The 15,267-nt window shown below is 72.1% G+C and carries 13 protein-coding genes; 7 read left to right on the top strand and 6 right to left on the bottom strand.

The window, feature by feature from the left end:
* Window positions 1-91 precede the first annotated feature (91 nt).
* From D9R14_RS02340 to D9R14_RS02325, 4 genes are all read left to right on the top strand, one after another.
* The gene (locus D9R14_RS02340; RefSeq protein ID WP_121621662.1) at window positions 92-1,816 is read left to right on the top strand and encodes a di-heme-cytochrome C peroxidase; all 1,725 of its coding nucleotides are present in this window, start codon (window positions 92-94) and stop codon (window positions 1,814-1,816) included.
* Complete coding sequence (locus D9R14_RS02335; RefSeq protein WP_121621661.1) at window positions 1,813-3,087, top strand: cytochrome P450; 1,275 nt, start codon at window positions 1,813-1,815, stop codon at window positions 3,085-3,087. The genes D9R14_RS02340 and D9R14_RS02335 overlap by 4 nt, the downstream gene beginning before the upstream one ends.
* A gap of 352 nt (window positions 3,088-3,439) precedes the next feature.
* Window positions 3,440-4,528: a Ppx/GppA phosphatase family protein gene (locus tag D9R14_RS02330; RefSeq protein WP_394010072.1), complete on the top strand. Its 1,089-nt coding sequence runs from the start codon at window positions 3,440-3,442 to the stop codon at window positions 4,526-4,528.
* Complete coding sequence (locus D9R14_RS02325) at window positions 4,525-5,238, top strand: RlmE family RNA methyltransferase (RefSeq protein ID WP_121621804.1); 714 nt, start codon at window positions 4,525-4,527, stop codon at window positions 5,236-5,238. The genes D9R14_RS02330 and D9R14_RS02325 overlap by 4 nt, the downstream gene beginning before the upstream one ends.
* 3 nt (window positions 5,239-5,241) lie before the next feature.
* Here D9R14_RS02325 and D9R14_RS02320 read toward each other — a convergent pair whose 3' ends face one another.
* Window positions 5,242-6,690 (bottom strand): MFS transporter, encoded by a 1,449-nt coding sequence (locus tag D9R14_RS02320; RefSeq protein ID WP_121621803.1) that lies wholly within the window; start codon window positions 6,688-6,690, stop codon window positions 5,242-5,244.
* Between the two features lie 698 nt (window positions 6,691-7,388).
* Between D9R14_RS02320 and D9R14_RS02315 the strand changes: the two genes are divergently transcribed.
* Complete coding sequence (locus D9R14_RS02315; protein ID WP_121621659.1) at window positions 7,389-7,640, top strand: hypothetical protein; 252 nt, start codon at window positions 7,389-7,391, stop codon at window positions 7,638-7,640.
* A 91-nt stretch (window positions 7,641-7,731) separates the two neighbouring features.
* Here D9R14_RS02315 and D9R14_RS02310 read toward each other — a convergent pair whose 3' ends face one another.
* From D9R14_RS02310 to D9R14_RS02300, 3 genes are all read right to left on the bottom strand, one after another.
* Window positions 7,732-8,298, bottom strand: a complete 567-nt coding sequence (locus D9R14_RS02310; RefSeq protein ID WP_121621658.1) for a hypothetical protein — start codon at window positions 8,296-8,298, stop codon at window positions 7,732-7,734.
* A 277-nt stretch (window positions 8,299-8,575) separates the two neighbouring features.
* Window positions 8,576-9,337, bottom strand: coding sequence for a tRNA1(Val) (adenine(37)-N6)-methyltransferase (locus D9R14_RS02305; RefSeq protein ID WP_184759595.1), 762 nt, complete (start codon window positions 9,335-9,337; stop codon window positions 8,576-8,578).
* A gap of 7 nt (window positions 9,338-9,344) precedes the next feature.
* Window positions 9,345-9,572, bottom strand: a complete 228-nt coding sequence (locus D9R14_RS02300) for a putative signal transducing protein (protein WP_121621656.1) — start codon at window positions 9,570-9,572, stop codon at window positions 9,345-9,347.
* A 179-nt stretch (window positions 9,573-9,751) separates the two neighbouring features.
* Here D9R14_RS02300 and D9R14_RS02295 point away from each other — a divergent pair, with 179 nt between their 5' ends.
* Complete coding sequence (locus tag D9R14_RS02295) at window positions 9,752-10,759, top strand: polyprenyl synthetase family protein (protein ID WP_121621655.1); 1,008 nt, start codon at window positions 9,752-9,754, stop codon at window positions 10,757-10,759.
* Between the two features lie 128 nt (window positions 10,760-10,887).
* A complete protein-coding gene (locus D9R14_RS02290; protein WP_245420487.1) occupies window positions 10,888-11,844 on the top strand; it encodes a pirin family protein in 957 nt (318 codons plus the stop codon).
* Between the two features lie 15 nt (window positions 11,845-11,859).
* Here D9R14_RS02290 and D9R14_RS02285 read toward each other — a convergent pair whose 3' ends face one another.
* Complete coding sequence (locus tag D9R14_RS02285; RefSeq protein WP_121621654.1) at window positions 11,860-12,156, bottom strand: hypothetical protein; 297 nt, start codon at window positions 12,154-12,156, stop codon at window positions 11,860-11,862.
* Window positions 12,157-12,268: 112 nt separating this feature from the next.
* Window positions 12,269-15,202 carry a malto-oligosyltrehalose synthase gene (treY, locus tag D9R14_RS02280; RefSeq protein ID WP_170168451.1) on the bottom strand — a complete coding sequence of 978 codons (2,934 nt, stop codon included), beginning with the start codon at window positions 15,200-15,202 and terminating at the stop codon, window positions 12,269-12,271.
* Between the last annotated feature and the right edge of the window lie 65 nt (window positions 15,203-15,267).

The raw sequence follows: 15,267 nt of genomic DNA, 5'->3' as shown, positions 1-15,267 counted from the left end.
GGGGCGGCGCACGGAAGGGGGCGGGGCCCGTCGTGCGGGCTCCGGACGGAACAGGGTGGGCGCGCCCGGCGCGCTTGGGGGAAGAACGACAATGGCCAGGCGGATCTTCGGCGTGATCGCCGTCATCCTGTTCGTCGGCGCCGTGGTGGCCGGCTTGGAACTCTATCTCACGCGGCCGGCGCCGCCGCCCGCGCCCCAGCCGCCGGACGAGCAGACGGCGCTCCTGCCGCCGACCTTCCTCGACCAGGGCTGGTCGGGCGAGATGCGCGAGGCGTTCTACTACACGCCCCAGGGCTCCCGGCTGCTGCCCTACGCCTTCCTGCTGGCGCTGGAGCAGCCGGGCCGGGAGGCGCTGTTCCTCGACGACCGGCACATCGCCGCCATGGGCTTCCTGCCGGCGCCCGCCGCCTCGGTGCGCAATCCCGACCGGCTTCCGGTGGGCTTCGCAAAGGACCCCGCGCCGGGCGGGCCGACCGGCCCCATGGTGGGCCTCACCTGCGCCGCCTGCCACACCGGCGAGGTGACGCTTGCCGGCGCGCGGGTGTGGATCGACGGCGGCGCGGCGCTCGGCGACTTCCAGATGCTGATGACGCGCCTCTCCAAGGCGCTCGACGCGACGCTCGCAGACCCCGTGAAGTTCGCCCGCTTCGCCGCGCGGCTGAAGGAGGTGCCGCAGGCGGTGCGCCCGCTGCTGGAAGCCACCGCCACCGAGCTCAGGCGCATCGAGGCCGCGGCCTATACGCCCCACCCCTATGGCCGCGGGCGGCTCGACGCGTTCGGCCACATCCTCAATGCGGTGGCGGCCGAGGCGCTGCAGCAGGACGCCAACTTCCGCATCCCCGACGCGCCGGTGAGCTATCCCTTCCTGTGGACCACGCCGGCCCAGCGCTACGTGCAGTGGAACGGGGTCGCCGGCAATCCGATCGGCCGCAATCTGGGCGAGGTGCTGGGCGTGTTCGGCCACGCGAACCTCGCCGGCGGCAACGTCGCGGCCTTCTCCTCGGCGGCGCTGATCGACAACCTCAAGCAGCTGGAGGACTGGGTGGCGACGCTGAAGCCGCCGCCCTTCCCGCAGAACCTGCTCGGCCCGGTCGATCCCATGCTCGCGGCCACCGGCGCGGAGCTGTTCAAGACCCACTGCGCCGGCTGCCATGGCGGCCCCGAGTATCGCCTGACCGCCCCGGAGGAGACCGAGGGCGGCCGGCGCTGGCTCGCGGTCACCATGGTGCCGCAGGACGTGGTGAAGACCGACCCGAAGATGCTCACCAACTTCGCCGGCCGCACCGCCGAGACCGGCATGCTCGCCCCCGCCTTCGGCGGCGCGCCGAAGGTGCCGGCGGGCGGCATCCTGCTGCTCACCGTCAATGCCATGGTGGAGAACGACCTGCGCGCCCGCGGCATCACCGGGGATGCGCGCAAGGCCTATTACGGCTGGCGCTTCGCCCCCGGCTCCGACAAGCCGCAGGCCGGCTGGAGCGCGCCGCTCGCCTACAAGGCCGGCCCGCTGGCCGGCATCTGGGCCACCGGCCCGTTCCTGCACAACGGCTCGGTGCCAACGGTCTATGACCTGCTCTCGCCCGAGGACGAGCGGCCCAAGGCCTTCTATGTCGGCGCGACGCGCTACGACGCGAAGAAGCTCGGCTTCGTCTCCGGCGAAGACGAGCTGAGCGCCGCCGAGAAGGCGAAGGCGTTCCGCTTCGACACGGCTCTGCCGGGCAATTCCAATGCCGGCCATCCGTTCCCGGAGCCGCGGCTGAAGCCGCAGGACCGGTACGCCATCATCGAATATCTAAAGATCCTGGAGGGACCGCGATGACCGCGTGCGCCGAGACGGCCGTGCCGCCCAAGACGACGCCGACGCCCATTCTCGACCGGCTCGCCGCGCTGCCGCCCGCGCAGCGCTGGCCGCTCGCCCGCGACCTCATCGCCAGCGAGCCGCGCGCCTTCTTCGCCGAGCTGCGCGCCCATGCGCCGCTCTACGAAACCTGCGAGGTGACGCTGATTTCCCGGCGCGCGGACGTGATGGAGGTGCTCTCCATGCCGCGTGTGTTCACGGTGGACCTCTACAAGCCGAAGATGGGCGAGTTCATGCTCGCCTTGGACGAGACCGAGATCAATTATCGCGACAAGGCGGTGATGCGCTCGATCCTCGCCTGGGGCGACCTGCCGCGCGTGCGGGAGATGGTCCGCGAGGTGTCGGAAGCCGCGCTGGAGGCGGCGGGCTGCGAGATCGAGGTGGTGTCCCAGCTCGCCCGCTTCGTGCCCATGCGCATCGTCCAGCGCTATTTCGGCATCAACGGGCCGGACCAGGACCTGCTCGACTGGTCCTATGCCAACCAGATGGACCAGTTCAACAACCTGCCGTTCGACGGGCGCCCCGACGCCGACGCCATCCACCAGGCGGCGGAGGCAGCGCGGGTGAAGCTGCGCGCCCTGTTCGCGGTCCTCATCCCGGCGCGCCTCGCCGAGATCAAGGCCGGCACCGCGCCCGACGACATGCTCACCCGCATCCTCTCCTTGAACCTGCCGGCGGCGGATCATTTCGGCATGGACCGGGTGGTCATCAATGTGGGCGGGCTGCTGATCGGCGCCATCGAGACCACCGCCGAGGCGGTGGTGAACGCGCTCGCCGAGCTGTTCGCACGGCCGGACGCGCTCGCCGGTGCCCGCGCGGCGGCGCAGGCGGACGACGACGCGCTGGTGGCGGGCTATGTCTGGGAGGCGCTGCGCTTCTCGCCCATCGTCGCCTTCATGTTCCGCCACGCGGCCGAGACCGTGACGATCGCCAAGGGCACGGCGCGCGAGAAGGTGATCGGCAAGGGCACCAGCGTGCTGCCCTTGAGCCTTTCCGCCATGTTCGACCCCGACTTCGTCGAGGAGCCGGACGCCTTCCGCCCGGACCGGGCGAGCCATACCTATCTCCATTTCGGCTTCGGGCACCACGAGTGCCTCGGCCGCTATGTGGGCGCGGCGATGATCCCGGAGATCGTCAAGAGCGTGCTGAAGCGCGCCGCCGCCCGCCCCCTCGGGCCGGTGGACATGGGCGGCACGCCGTTTCCGCAGACCTACCGGCTGGCGCTGCGGTAGGCGCGCTCCGATCCGGGCGCAATTTCCCCGCGACGTTGCGCCGCCGCCACAGGCTGTTAGACTGCCCCCAACGCAGGCGGCACCGCTGCGCCGGACTGGCAGCAGCGGCAGCCGTGGCAAGGGGACGAGAATGAAGGACGAGGCGCACGGATCCCTCGCGGGGCCGGAGCCGTCTTGCCGCGAGGGGTTCGGCCGGGATCGCGCTCCAGCGGAGCGCGGGCTTGATGAGAGCGGTCGCATCGATCGCGGGCAGGCGCCCGACGAGCGCGGCCGCACGGGCGAAGGGGCGCGTCCCGCCGCGGTGCGCGGCGACTCCCTTGTGCGCAGCGACTCCCTTGTGCGCAGCGACCTGATGCGCGCTGCTTCCACCCCCACCGATTCCACCCACCCCGATGAGACGCGCCCTGAACCGGTCCGCTCGGCCGCGCCGGCGGGTCCCTATGCCGCCATCGACCTCGGCACCAACAATTGCCGCCTGCTGGTGGCGCGCCCCACCCCGCGCAGCTTCCGCGTGGTGGATGCCTTCTCGCGCATCGTGCGGCTCGGCGAAGGCCTGTCCAGCACCCGCCGCCTCAGCCCCGCCGCCATGGAACGCGCCATCGGGGCGCTCGACATCTGCGCCGGCAAGATGGTGGCGCGCGGCGTCGCCCGCGCCCGCATCATCGCCACCGAGGCGTGCCGGGCGGCCGAGAACGGCGACGAATTCCTCGACCGGGTCGAAGCCCGCACCGGCCTGCGGCTGGAGGTGGTGGACCGCCGCACCGAGGCCGGGCTCGCCGCCGCCGGCTGCGCGCCGCTGGTGGACCCCCATTGCGACGGCGCCGTGCTGTTCGACATCGGCGGCGGCTCCACCGAGGTGGTGTGGCTGAGCCGGCGCTCGGCGGGCGACGACGGCCCGCCGCGCGCGCGCATCCGCTCCTGGGTGTCGCTGCCGGTGGGCGTGGTCTCGCTGTCCGAGCGCCATGGCGGCGTGAGCGTCTCCTGCGAGATGTTCCGCGCCATGGTGGACGAGGTGTGCGCCATGCTGGAGGGCGTGCGCCAGAGCTGGGGCGTGCGGGCGCCCAACCGCATGCACCTCATCGGCACCTCCGGCACGGTGACGACGGTGGCCGGCATCCATCTCGGCCTGTCGCGCTACGACCGCACCCGGGTCGACGGCGCCTGGCTCGGCGCCAGCGACATCTGCGAGGTGGTGGACCGCCTGATGGGCATGAGCTTCGAGGAACGCGTCTCCAATCCCTGCATCGGCGCCCAGCGGGCGGACCTGGTTCTGGCCGGCTGCGCCATCATGGAGGCGGTGCGCGAGATGTTCCCGGCCGAGCGGCTGCGCGTCGCCGACCGCGGCCTGCGCGAGGGCATGCTGGTGCAGCTCATGCGCGCCGACGGCGTGTGGCGCCGCGCCGGCCGGCCCGAAGCCGAGCCGCAGGACGCCTGCTCGTGAGCGGCGAGACGCGCGGGCCGGACGGACGGCCGCTCAAGGTGCGGGTGAAGAACGCCCGCAGCCGCACCACCTCCTCGCAGAAATGGCTGCAGCGCCAGCTCAACGATCCCTACGTCGCCCGCGCGAAGCGCGAGGGCTGGCGTTCGCGCGCGGCGTTCAAGCTGATCGAGATCGACGAGAAGGCGCGGCTTTTGAAGCGCGGCCTGCGCATCGTCGATCTCGGCGCCGCGCCCGGCGGCTGGAGCCAGGTGGCGGCGAAGAAGATCGGCCTCGAAGAGGGCCAGGGCCGCATCGTCGCCATCGACCTCCTGGAGATCGACCCGATCCCGGGCGTGATCTTCCAGCAGATGGACTTCCTCGCCGACGACGCGCCCGAGCGCCTGCTCAAGCTGATGGACGGGCCGGCCGACCTCGTTCTGTCCGACATGGCGGCCAACACCACCGGCCACAGGAAGACCGACCATCTGCGCATCGTCGGCCTGGTGGAGCTGGCCGCCGATTTCGCCCGCAAGGTCCTGGCGCCGGGCGGAGCCTTCCTCGCCAAGGTGTTCCAGGGCGGAACGGAGGGGGAGCTGCTCGCCGACCTCAAGCGCGACTTCGCCCAGGTGAAGCACATCAAGCCGGCCGCGAGCCGCGCCGATTCGGCGGAGCTGTATGTTCTGGCGACCGGCTTCCGGGGCGCGCCGGCGGCGGAGCCGGACGAGGCGTGAGCCTCACGGCGTGTTCGGCACCTCGGCGCGCGGATCCGGCAGGTCCGGCTTCTTGGCCGAGAGCGAGGCGCCGGCGTCCTTCGGCAGCACCACGAAGAACACGAAGCTCACCGCGCTCACGCAGGCCACCACCAGGAACGCCATGGTGAAGTCGTCGAGCGTCACCGCCTTTTCCCCGCGCGCGCCGCGCATCAGCTCTAGCACGAAGCCCGAGAGCGCGACGCCCATGGAGAGCGAGACCTGCTGCGCGACGCTCGCGAACGAGGTGGCGCGGCTCATCTCCTCCGTCTCCACGTCGGCATAGGTGAGCGCGTTCAGGGCGGTGAATTCCAGCGAGCGCAGGAAGCCGCCCAGCAGCAGCACGCTCATGATGACCCAGTGCGGCGTCCCGGGCGTGAACAGCGCGTTCACCGCGATGAAGCCGGCGCACAGCAGGGAGTTCACCACCAGCACCCGCTTGAAACCGAGCCGCCGCAGGATCGGCGCGGCGGTGAACTTCATCACCATGGCGCCCGCCGAGGCGGTGAAGGTGAGCATGCCCGAGGCGAAGGCCGAGAGCCCGAAGGCGAGCTGGAACATCAGCGGCAGCAAGAACGGCATGGCGCCGATGCCGACCCGGAAGAAGCTCGCGCCCACCACGCCGGCGCGGAAGGTGGGGTAGCGCAGCAGCTTGAGGTCGATCACCGCGTGCGGCGTCACCCGCGCGTGGAACCAGTAGAGCACCAGGCTCGCGAAGCCGACGCTCGACACCACGCCGGCGATCCAGGCGGGCACCAAATGCTGGCCCATCACCGCGAAGCCGAACACGAGGCCGGCGAGGCCCACGCCCGAGAGCACGAGGCCCTTGAGGTCCAGCGGCGGCACGTCCTCCTCGCGCACGTTCTCGATGAAGCGGGTGGCGAGGAACACGCCGAGCACACCGATCGGCACGTTGATGAAGAAGATCAGCCGCCAGTCGAAATAGGTGGTGATGAAGCCGCCCAGCGGCGGGCCGAACACCGGCCCGAGCAGCGCCGGGATGGTGAGCCAGGCGAGCGAGGCGACCAGCTCGCTCTTGGGCACCGCGCGCAGGATCACGAGCCGCCCGACCGGCACCATCATGGCCCCGCCGAGGCCCTGGACGATGCGGTAGAGCACGAAGTCGAGCAGCGAGGAGGAGAGCCCGCACAGGATCGAGCCGAGCGTGAAGATGACGATGGCGGAGCGGAACACGGTGCGCGCGCCGTAGCGGTCCGCTGCCCAGCCGCTCGCCGGGATGAACACCGCGAGCGACAGGAGATAGGAGGTCAGCGCCAGCTTCAGCGCCACCGGGTCCTCGTTGAGGTCGGCGGCGATGGCGGGCAGCGAGGTGGCGATCACCGTCGCGTCCACCTGCTCCATGAACAGGGCGCAGGCGACGATGAGCGGGATCAGCAGATGCGGCGGCAGAGACAGGCGGGGGAGGCGGGCCATGGTGGTTCCCATCGGGCCGGCCATCCTTAGGCCATTGCCCGCGCGCGTAGAAGAGGGCGCCGCAGGCATCGCGCCGAGGTGAACGCGGCCACGCTCACGCTGGTCCGCCGTCGCCTCTCTCCCACCGTCGCCCTCCGACTTGATCGGAGGGCCCATCCGGCGGCCGGCGTGGCGCGGGGACGCTCCGGTCGAGCGCGACCATGACGGCTTTGAGGGCTTTCAGCGTCCTCCCGATCTTTCACCCCCGTCATCCGCCGGCTCGTCCGGGGGATCCACGCGGCGACCGGTCTGGCGCTTCACACTTGGACGCCCGCCGGCGGCACAGTGGATGCCCCGGACGTGCCGGGGCATGACGGCGGTTTAGGGGTATGGCCGCCGGCTCTCTTGCGCCACCGCTGCCGCTTCTCCCCGCCGTCCCCCGCCGTCGCTGCTTCCCCGCCGCGCCCGTTTCCCCGCCGTCGCCCTCCGACTTGATCGGAGGGCCCATCCTGCGGCCGGCGCAAGGCCAGGACGTGGCGTGGCTGCTCCGCTCGAAGCATGACGGCGGCGAGGGGAGATGGGCTGCGGAGGGGTGCCACGACAGGAGGGGATCGTGCTGCGGGGCTTTTCCCGCCATGGCGGGAAAAGCCCCCTCCCTTGCGTGCGGGCGCGGCGGGCCCATATGCAGATCGGGCCTCGAAGGAGGGGCTTTACGCGCTATGGTCTACATTCTCGCCGCTCTGCTTCCGCCGCTCGGCCTTCTGGTGAACGGGCAGCCCATCTCGGCGCTGGTGAACCTGGTCATCATCGTGCCGTGCATCCTGCTCGGCCTGATCTTCCCGCTGTTCTTCCTGGTGCCGTCGGCCCATGCGGTGATCGCGGTGCACATGAAGCGCAGCGACCGGCGCCAGCGGGAAATCGTCGACGCCATCGAGCGCAACGGTACGCCGCCTCCGGGCTGGCGTCCGTGACGCGCACGTCCTGAAGGGCCTTCGAAAGGCCCTTCAGATTGCGGATGCGGGTCGGGGCGCGCTCCCGGGCGGAGCGCGCTTTTGTGCCGCCTCAGAAGAAGCGGCGGCCGGCCTCGCGCTCTTCCTCGGCCGGCGGGGCGGCCTCGCGCAGGCGGATGGTGGTCTCCTCGCGCCGCACGAAGTCGGCGAAGGCTTCCAGCGGGTCCGCCTCCTCGGCGGCCGGCTCGGCGCGCAGTGCCACGGGCTCCGGCGCCGCGGCGGGGCGCAGATCGCGCTCCTCGTCGTCCACCGGAATGGCGCGCGAGGAATCGGTGGTGCGGGTCGCCTTGGCGTCGAGCCACGGCAGCGGATAGGGCGAGGCGATGTAGGCGACGCCGTCATCCTGCTCCCAGGCGACCATGTAGACGGCCTCGTCCGCCGGCATGCCCGGCAGCGAGAACATCTGCGGCATCTCGCGCGCCCGTCCGCTCCAGCCCAAAGTGTGGGCCAGCTGGAAGGCCTCGTCGAGGAAGGCGCTCACCGCTGCGAGGCGGTCCGCCCGCAGGCCCTGAAGAAAATCCACGTCCAGAAGGTGGCGCAGATAGGCCTCCACGCTGTCCCCCGCAGCCCACTGGGCTCCGGTGGCGAATTGGTAGACATAGACGCGCGGGCTCTCCATTACGCTACTCCGGCTGTTCGACGCGAGATCGCTTGACACTGGCAACGGCCCCCGAAGCGGCACGTTCCCGTCTTTGCGGTCAGGCCCTTTATATTTCAATGCCGCTGGTTAAGACAGTGTGCGCAGAAAAGACGCACGGGCCAAAGCGGCGGCTGCCCGCCCGGCATACGCGGTGGTCACGTCTTTTCAAAGGCTTATGCCGTCCTGCCGCGGGAGTAGGGTTAACGGGAGGTCAATGGCCTGCGGTATGATGCTGCGCCATCCCCCCGTCGCCGGCTCAGGCGAGCGGCTGAGCTGCCCGCAAGATCGCCTCCGCTGCGGGGCTCGGGGCGCCGTCCGCTCCCGCGAGCACGAGGCCGGGCAGCAGCGCCGGCGGCGTGCGCCGGCCCTTGAGCGCCCGCACGATCAGCCGGCCTGCGGGCGCGCCCGGCGCCGGAAAGAGTGGGATCAGCTCCGCCGCCCCGAACCGGCCGGACAGCGCGGCAAGAATCTCCTCCAGCGCCTGCGGCCGGTGGATCAGGCACAGCGTGCCTCCGGGCGCAAGGCAGCGGTGGGCGCTCTTGATCCAGTCCTCCAGCAGGCCTTCCCCAGCGTCATGCGCGAGCGCCCGCCCGCTCTGGGGCGACACGTTGTGGGCGGCGCGGGCATTGTAGGGCGGGTTCATGAGCACGAGGTCGGCCGCCCCGGCCGCCACTTCGGCGGGTCCCGCGCGGCGCCCCAGCGCCAGCACGTCCGCCGCCACCGCCCGGCAGCGGCCGGCCATGCCGTTCGCTTGGGCATTGGCGCGCGCCAGCTCCGCCAGAGCGGGATCGATCTCCACCAGCACGCCCAGTGCCTGCGGGCAGCGGGCGAGGAATGACAGCCCGGCCGCGCCGACGCCCGCGCCCAGGTCCACCATGCCCCGCGCACCGGCGGGGGCGGCGGCGGCGAGCAGGACCGCGTCGTGGCCCACCCGGTGGCCGGCCTTCGGCTGCGTCAGCGTCAGGCGGCCGCCGAGCACGCTGTCGCAGGTGGTTGCGCCGGGCGACGGCTTGGCCATGGCGGCGTCAGCCTGCATCCAGCAGCGCATAGGCCCAGCCGGCATCGGTGAGCAGGCGCCGGGCGCGCGGGACGTCGTCGTCGACCACCAGGAGGCGGCGCGGCAGGATGCCGATGGAGCCTTCGAGCGCGCTGATATGGGCGTCCGCCACCATGTGGCCGATGTCGGCGGCCACCAGAAGCGCCTCCATCGCCCCGAGCAGCACCACGTCGTTGGTCCGCGCCAGTTCCTTCATGAGCTCCTCTTCGCCGGTCCGTGCCGGGCCTTGCGGCGGTGCGCCGCTTGCACCCAACCCCCCGGCATCCCTATGGTGCGGCAACGATCGAATGGAGACGGACCCGGCTTCTGGACGATATCGCTCCGCGATGGCGTCCAAAAGCATCCGGCTCCGATAAACTCAAGCGGGAGCGCATTTTGGCCCTCGTCCTACCGTTCGAGCCCAACGAGCCGTCCATCGAGGCTCTGGTGCGCCTTGTGTCCGCGGACATGAACCGCGTCAACGCGACCATCCTGTCGCGCACCGGCTCCGACGTCGCCATGATCCCGGAGGTGGCGAACCACCTCATCTCGTCCGGCGGCAAGCGGCTGCGGCCGATGCTCACGCTCGCCTGCGCCGCCTTGTGCGACTATCGCGGCGAGGGCCATGTGAAGCTCGCCGCCGCGGTGGAGTTCATGCACACCGCGACGCTGCTGCACGACGACGTGGTGGACGAGAGCGACATGCGCCGCGGCAAGCTCGCCGCGCGCAAGCTCTGGGGCAACGAGGCCAGCGTCCTGGTGGGCGACTTCCTGCTCGGCCAGGCGTTCAAGATGATGGTCGAGGTCGGCTCCATGCAGTGCCTGGACATCCTGTCCAACGCGGCGTGCGTGATCGCCGAGGGCGAGGTGATGCAACTCGCCGCCGCCAAGAACACCGCCACCTCCGAGGACGACTACCTCGCCGTGGTGCGCGGCAAGACGGCCGAGCTGTTCGCCGCCGCCTGCGAGGTGGGGGCGGTGCTCGGCCAGCGCACGAAGACCGAACTCGGCGCCTGCCGCTCCTACGGCATGAATCTCGGCATCGCCTTCCAGCTCGTGGACGACGCGCTCGACTATGGCGGCAGCCAGGCCAAGCTCGGCAAGAACGTGGGCGACGACTTCCGCGAGGGCAAGATCACGCTGCCCGTGCTGCTCGCCTTCCGCCGCGGCGACGGGCCGGAGCGCGCCTTCTGGCAGAAATGCCTGGAGACCGGCGAGGTCACGGACGCGCACCTCGCCCAGGCGATCGGCCTGCTCACCAAGCACCGCGCGCTCTCCGACACCATTGAGCGCGCGCGCCACTACGGCGCCATCGCCAAGGACGCGCTCGCCCTGTTCCCGCCGAGCGCGGCCAAGGACGCGCTGATGGAAGCCGTGGATTTCTGCCTCTCCCGCGCCCATTGAGGCTCTGCCGGGAGGGGAGCGGGCGCCCAGCGCGCGTCGCCCGATGTCCACATGGTGATGCGGCGGAGGAGGCGCCCGGCCGCGGATCACGGTAGGCTCAAGCCGCCCAACGCCGCGAGGAGGCCCCCTTGAGCTTCGTGCCCTGCCCCGATCCCGTGCCCGGCGATGCCGCGAGCTGTGCCGCGGTTGAGACCGTGATCGTGCCCCGCGCCCGCGACATCGGCGGCATGGAGGTGGCGCGCGTGCTGCCCTCCGTCGAGGGGCAGATGATCGGCCCCTTCATCTTCTTCGACCGCATGGGGCCGGTGCGCTTCGATGCGGCCCAGGCGCAGGACGTGCGCCCGCACCCCCATATCGGCCTGTCGACCGTGACCTATCTGTTCGAGGGCGCGATGATCCACCGCGACAGCCTCGGCACCGAGCGGGTGATCGAGCCGGGCGCGGTGAACCTCATGACCGCCGGGCGCGGCATCGTCCATTCCGAGCGCCACGACGCCACCGTGAAGGCGCGCGGCGGCCCGCTGTTCGGCATCCAGAGCTGGGTGGCGCTGCCGAAGGGCGACGAGGAATGCGCGCCCGCCTTCCACCATTCGGGCACCGAGGCGCTGCCGGTGGTGGAAGACGCCGGCGTGCGCGCCCGCGTGGTCCTGGGAACGGCGTTCGGCGCCACCTCGCCGGTGCCGCTCTCATCGCCCTCCTTCTATGTGGAGGCGCAGCTCGCCGCCGGCGCGCGGCTGCCGATCGATCCGACCCATGAGGATCGTGCGCTGTTCACCTTGGGCGGCGCCGTGGAGGTGGACGGCACGGAATTCCCGCCGGGCCAGATGCTGGTGATCCGGCGCGGCGTCGCCACCTCCGTCACGGCTCTGGAGCCGGCGCGGGTGATGGTGCTGGGCGGCGAGCCCATGGAGGGGCCGCGCTATATCTGGTGGAATTTCGTCGCGTCCGACCTCGACCGCATCGACCAGGCGAAGGACGCCTGGCGGCGCGGCCGTTTCGACTTGATCCCCATGGACCATGACGAGTTCATTCCCGCACCCGAGGACGGGCCGGGACGCCCGCGGCCCCAGAAGCCGCGGCCGTGAGCGGAGTGCCCGCGGTCAGGTCTTGGGCGTTTCCCCGCCATAGGGCTGGGTGGCGGCGGGCGCATCGCTGGCGGGGAAGCTCTCCTCCAGCGCCTCGTCCAGCTGCTTCGACCGGCGCTTGGCCTCCTGGCGTGCGGCGGCGTCCGCCTCGGCATTGGCGGCCTGTTCGACGGACGGGTCGCGCACGGGAGAGGGCGGATCGCTGGCCGGGAAGCTCTGCTCCAGGGCCTGGTCCAGCTCGCGGTCGGCCTGCGCCTTCTGGGCGCGGGCCTGCTCGGCGGGCGAGGGTCCGGCGGACAACGGATCGGTCACGGCAAGCCTCCGTTCGGCGGCACGGACGTCTTCGTCCGCGCCTCGGAATGCGTGCGCGTCATGCGCTGCGCTTTCGGAAGGAAACGCAGCCGTGGCGGCCCGGTTCCGCCGCTCAGGCGACCTGGGTCAGTACCGCCGCCGGAAAGGCGGCGAACAGGTCGCTGAATTCCAGGCGTCCGAGGCTCGGTTCGGCGCGCCGGCCGGTCAGCACATCGCGGAACGCGCCGCCGAGCCCGTCCGGCAGCTCGAAGCCGGTGTCGCCCCAGCGCACGGTGGGCACGCGCGGCGGCATCGGGTCGGGTCCGACGAGGTGGGCGGCGAGCCGCGTCACGGCGACGATCACCGCCTTGCCCTCGTGCCGGCGCAGGAAGGCGAAGCCGCTGCCGTCCCGCATGCCTTCCACGTGGAGCGGTTCGTAGCTGCCCTTGGCGAACAGCGCCGGCTCGGCCGCGCGCAGGCGCAGCAGGCGGGAGACCAGCGCCTGCTTGGCACGCCCGTCCGGCCAGGTGCCGAGCAGAACCTCGGTGGGCAGGCCCGAGGCGAGCGCGGAGGTGCGGGCCGGGAAGTCGACGGCGCGCAGATTGTCCGGCTCCTCCAGCGCGAAGTCCCAGAACTCCGTGCCCTGGTGGAAGTCCGGAATCCCCGGCAGGGTGCATTTCAGCACCGCCTGGGCATAGCCGTTGATGACGCTCGCCAGCGCGATGCGCTCGACGAACGCCGCCAGCAGACGCCGCGCGGGCGCCCCCTCCGGCACATCGAACAGGGCATCGACGAAGCGCGCGCAGCCGGCCTCGTAGTCGGCGTTCCCGAACAGGGGCCGGGTGCCGCGGCGCGCATGGCGCACCGCCTCGACGAACCAGCGCCCGGCCCGCGCCTTCAAGTCGGCCAGCGCGGCCGGGTCGTCCAGCCGCAGCGTCAGCGGCCAGGCGCCCACGAGCCCCTGATAGAGCAGCGCCTCGTCCGCCGGCAGGGGGCAGGGGCCGTGATCGGTGCGCCCGCGCAGCGCGCCGGCCGCATCCATCATTTGGCGCACCAAGGTCTCCCACTCGCCGGGCACCTCGGAAAGGACGGCGAGGCGCATGCGGGCGTCCTCGCCGCGCTTGTGCTCCGGGCCGGTGGTGACGATGGGCGCCGCCGGCCAAGCCGCGCCCAGTGCGCCGATGCGCGCATGGATCGCGCCGACGCGCAGGCCGATCACCGCCGGGTCGGCGCCGCGCTCGACCCGGGACAGCAGGCGGGCATAGCGCTCGCTGAGCATGTCCTCGTGGACCGCGCGGTCGAGGCTCGCGGTGAGCTGCTGGAAGCGGGCGATGGCGTGGGCGCGGGCGCCGCTCTGGGCGAAGTCGGGCACCGCGCGGGGCGCTTCCCCGCCGAGCCAGCGCTCCACCAGGTCCGCCACCGGCAGGTCCATGGGGGAGAGCGTGTGCCGGGCGCGGGCGAAGGCGGCGGCATAGAGCGCCGTGTCCTCAGGCGTGCGGCCGTCCATGTCGCCGAACGCGCGGCGGGCGGGGAAGGCGGCCGCCAGATCGTGGGCGATGCGCTTGAGCGCCGCGAAGGTCACGTCGCGCCCTTCCGGCGTGGCGCGCGCCACGTCGTGGAGCGCGCGGGCGACGGCCTGCAGCTCCGCGCTGAAGGTCTCCGCCAGCAGCGTGCGGCGGCAGGCCTCGCGCACCTCCTCGAACGGCTGCCGCTCGCCGCAGAGGCCGGCCCAGAGGTCGGTGAGGGCGGGGGTGGCGAGCGGATCGTGCAGCGCCAGCGAGATCGCCTCGGCCATGGCGTCCTCGCCCGGCGTGGCCGGCGGCGCATCCGCCGGCGCGCGCGCGGCGCGCCGGTCGTCCAGGAGGTCCGCCGGAAGGCCGATGCAGCCCACCGGCGGCGGCGCGCCCTCGGGCCGCCGGCCGGACAGGTCGCGCAGCTTCAGCGCCAGGCGCCGGGCATAGGCCGCGGGGTCGGCCATGAGATCGAGATGGGCGGCGCAGAAGCCGTCCAGCAGGCCTTCGCCGTAGAGCTGGAAGGCATGAGCGTGCACCGCCTCGAACACGTCGGTGCGCTCCAGCCGCAGGCCGATGAGGTCGGGCGCCTCGACGAAGCGGCGGTAGTTGAGGTCGTCGTTCGCGGTGCGCCACGAGGCGAGGCGGTAGTTCTGCTTCTCCAGCAGGCGGTCGAAGCGGGCACGCCCGTCAGCCGCGTGGCCGTCGAAGCCGGCGAGCACGCCGCGCATGGCGCGCGCGCCCTCCTCGGTCTCGGCGAGGGTCAGGAGCCGGTATTTGGCGGAGCGCAGCGCCTCCCGGTCCGGCCGCACGCCGGAGAGCGAGCGGAACACGTCGCCCATGCCGGAGAAGGCCGGCGTATCCGCCTGCTCCAGGATCGCCGCCCAGTCGGTGGGGCAGATGGGGAAGGCGTGCGCGTTGTGGCGCGCCACGAAGCCGGCCAGGGCGGCGTCGTAGGCGAGGGCGAGGCTGCCGTCGCAGATCGCCTCCCAATAGGGGCGGTCGAGGAACGGGACCAGCACCTTGTTGCGCAGGTCGATGTCCCCGGCGCGCCAGTCAACGTCGAACCAGGAGGCGTAGGCGCTGTCGCGGCCCCACTCCAGCAAATCGAGCCAGGCCTCGTTGTCGGTGCCGCCGATGGCCATGTGGCCCGGCGCCAGCTCCATCAGGAGGCCGATCTGCTGCCGGTGCAGCGCGCTCGACAGGCGCTCCAGCGACCGGGCGCCGCCGAGGTCGGGGTCGATGGCCGAGAAATCCAGGACGCCGGCGCCCTGACGGCGGCCCGGCCGCGCGCGCAGCAGCGGCGAGGCGCAGACATGGCTCACGCCGAGATCGGCGAGATAGCCGGCGAGCGGGATCGCGGCCTCAAGCGGGAAGCCCTTGTGGAAGCGCAGACGGTAGAGCGCGCGGGGCAGCGTGGCGATGCCGTCGCGCCACAGCAGCGGCGCGGGAAAGGCGGAGGTGCCGAAACCGGCGAGCGTGCCGATGCCGAGCGGCACGGGCATCTCGGCGTCGCCAGCGCCCGCAAAGGGATCGACCTTGAACAGCTGGCTCATGTGCGGCATCCGCGTCCCACGAAAGAGGGCCGTCCCGTTGTCGCCGCTCGTTCGGCCACCGCTCG

Origin of the sequence: Xanthobacter tagetidis, from assembly GCF_003667445.1 — a bacterium.
GTDB lineage: Bacteria > Pseudomonadota > Alphaproteobacteria > Rhizobiales > Xanthobacteraceae > Xanthobacter > Xanthobacter tagetidis.
This window is presented reverse-complemented; position numbering and strand designations above follow the sequence as displayed.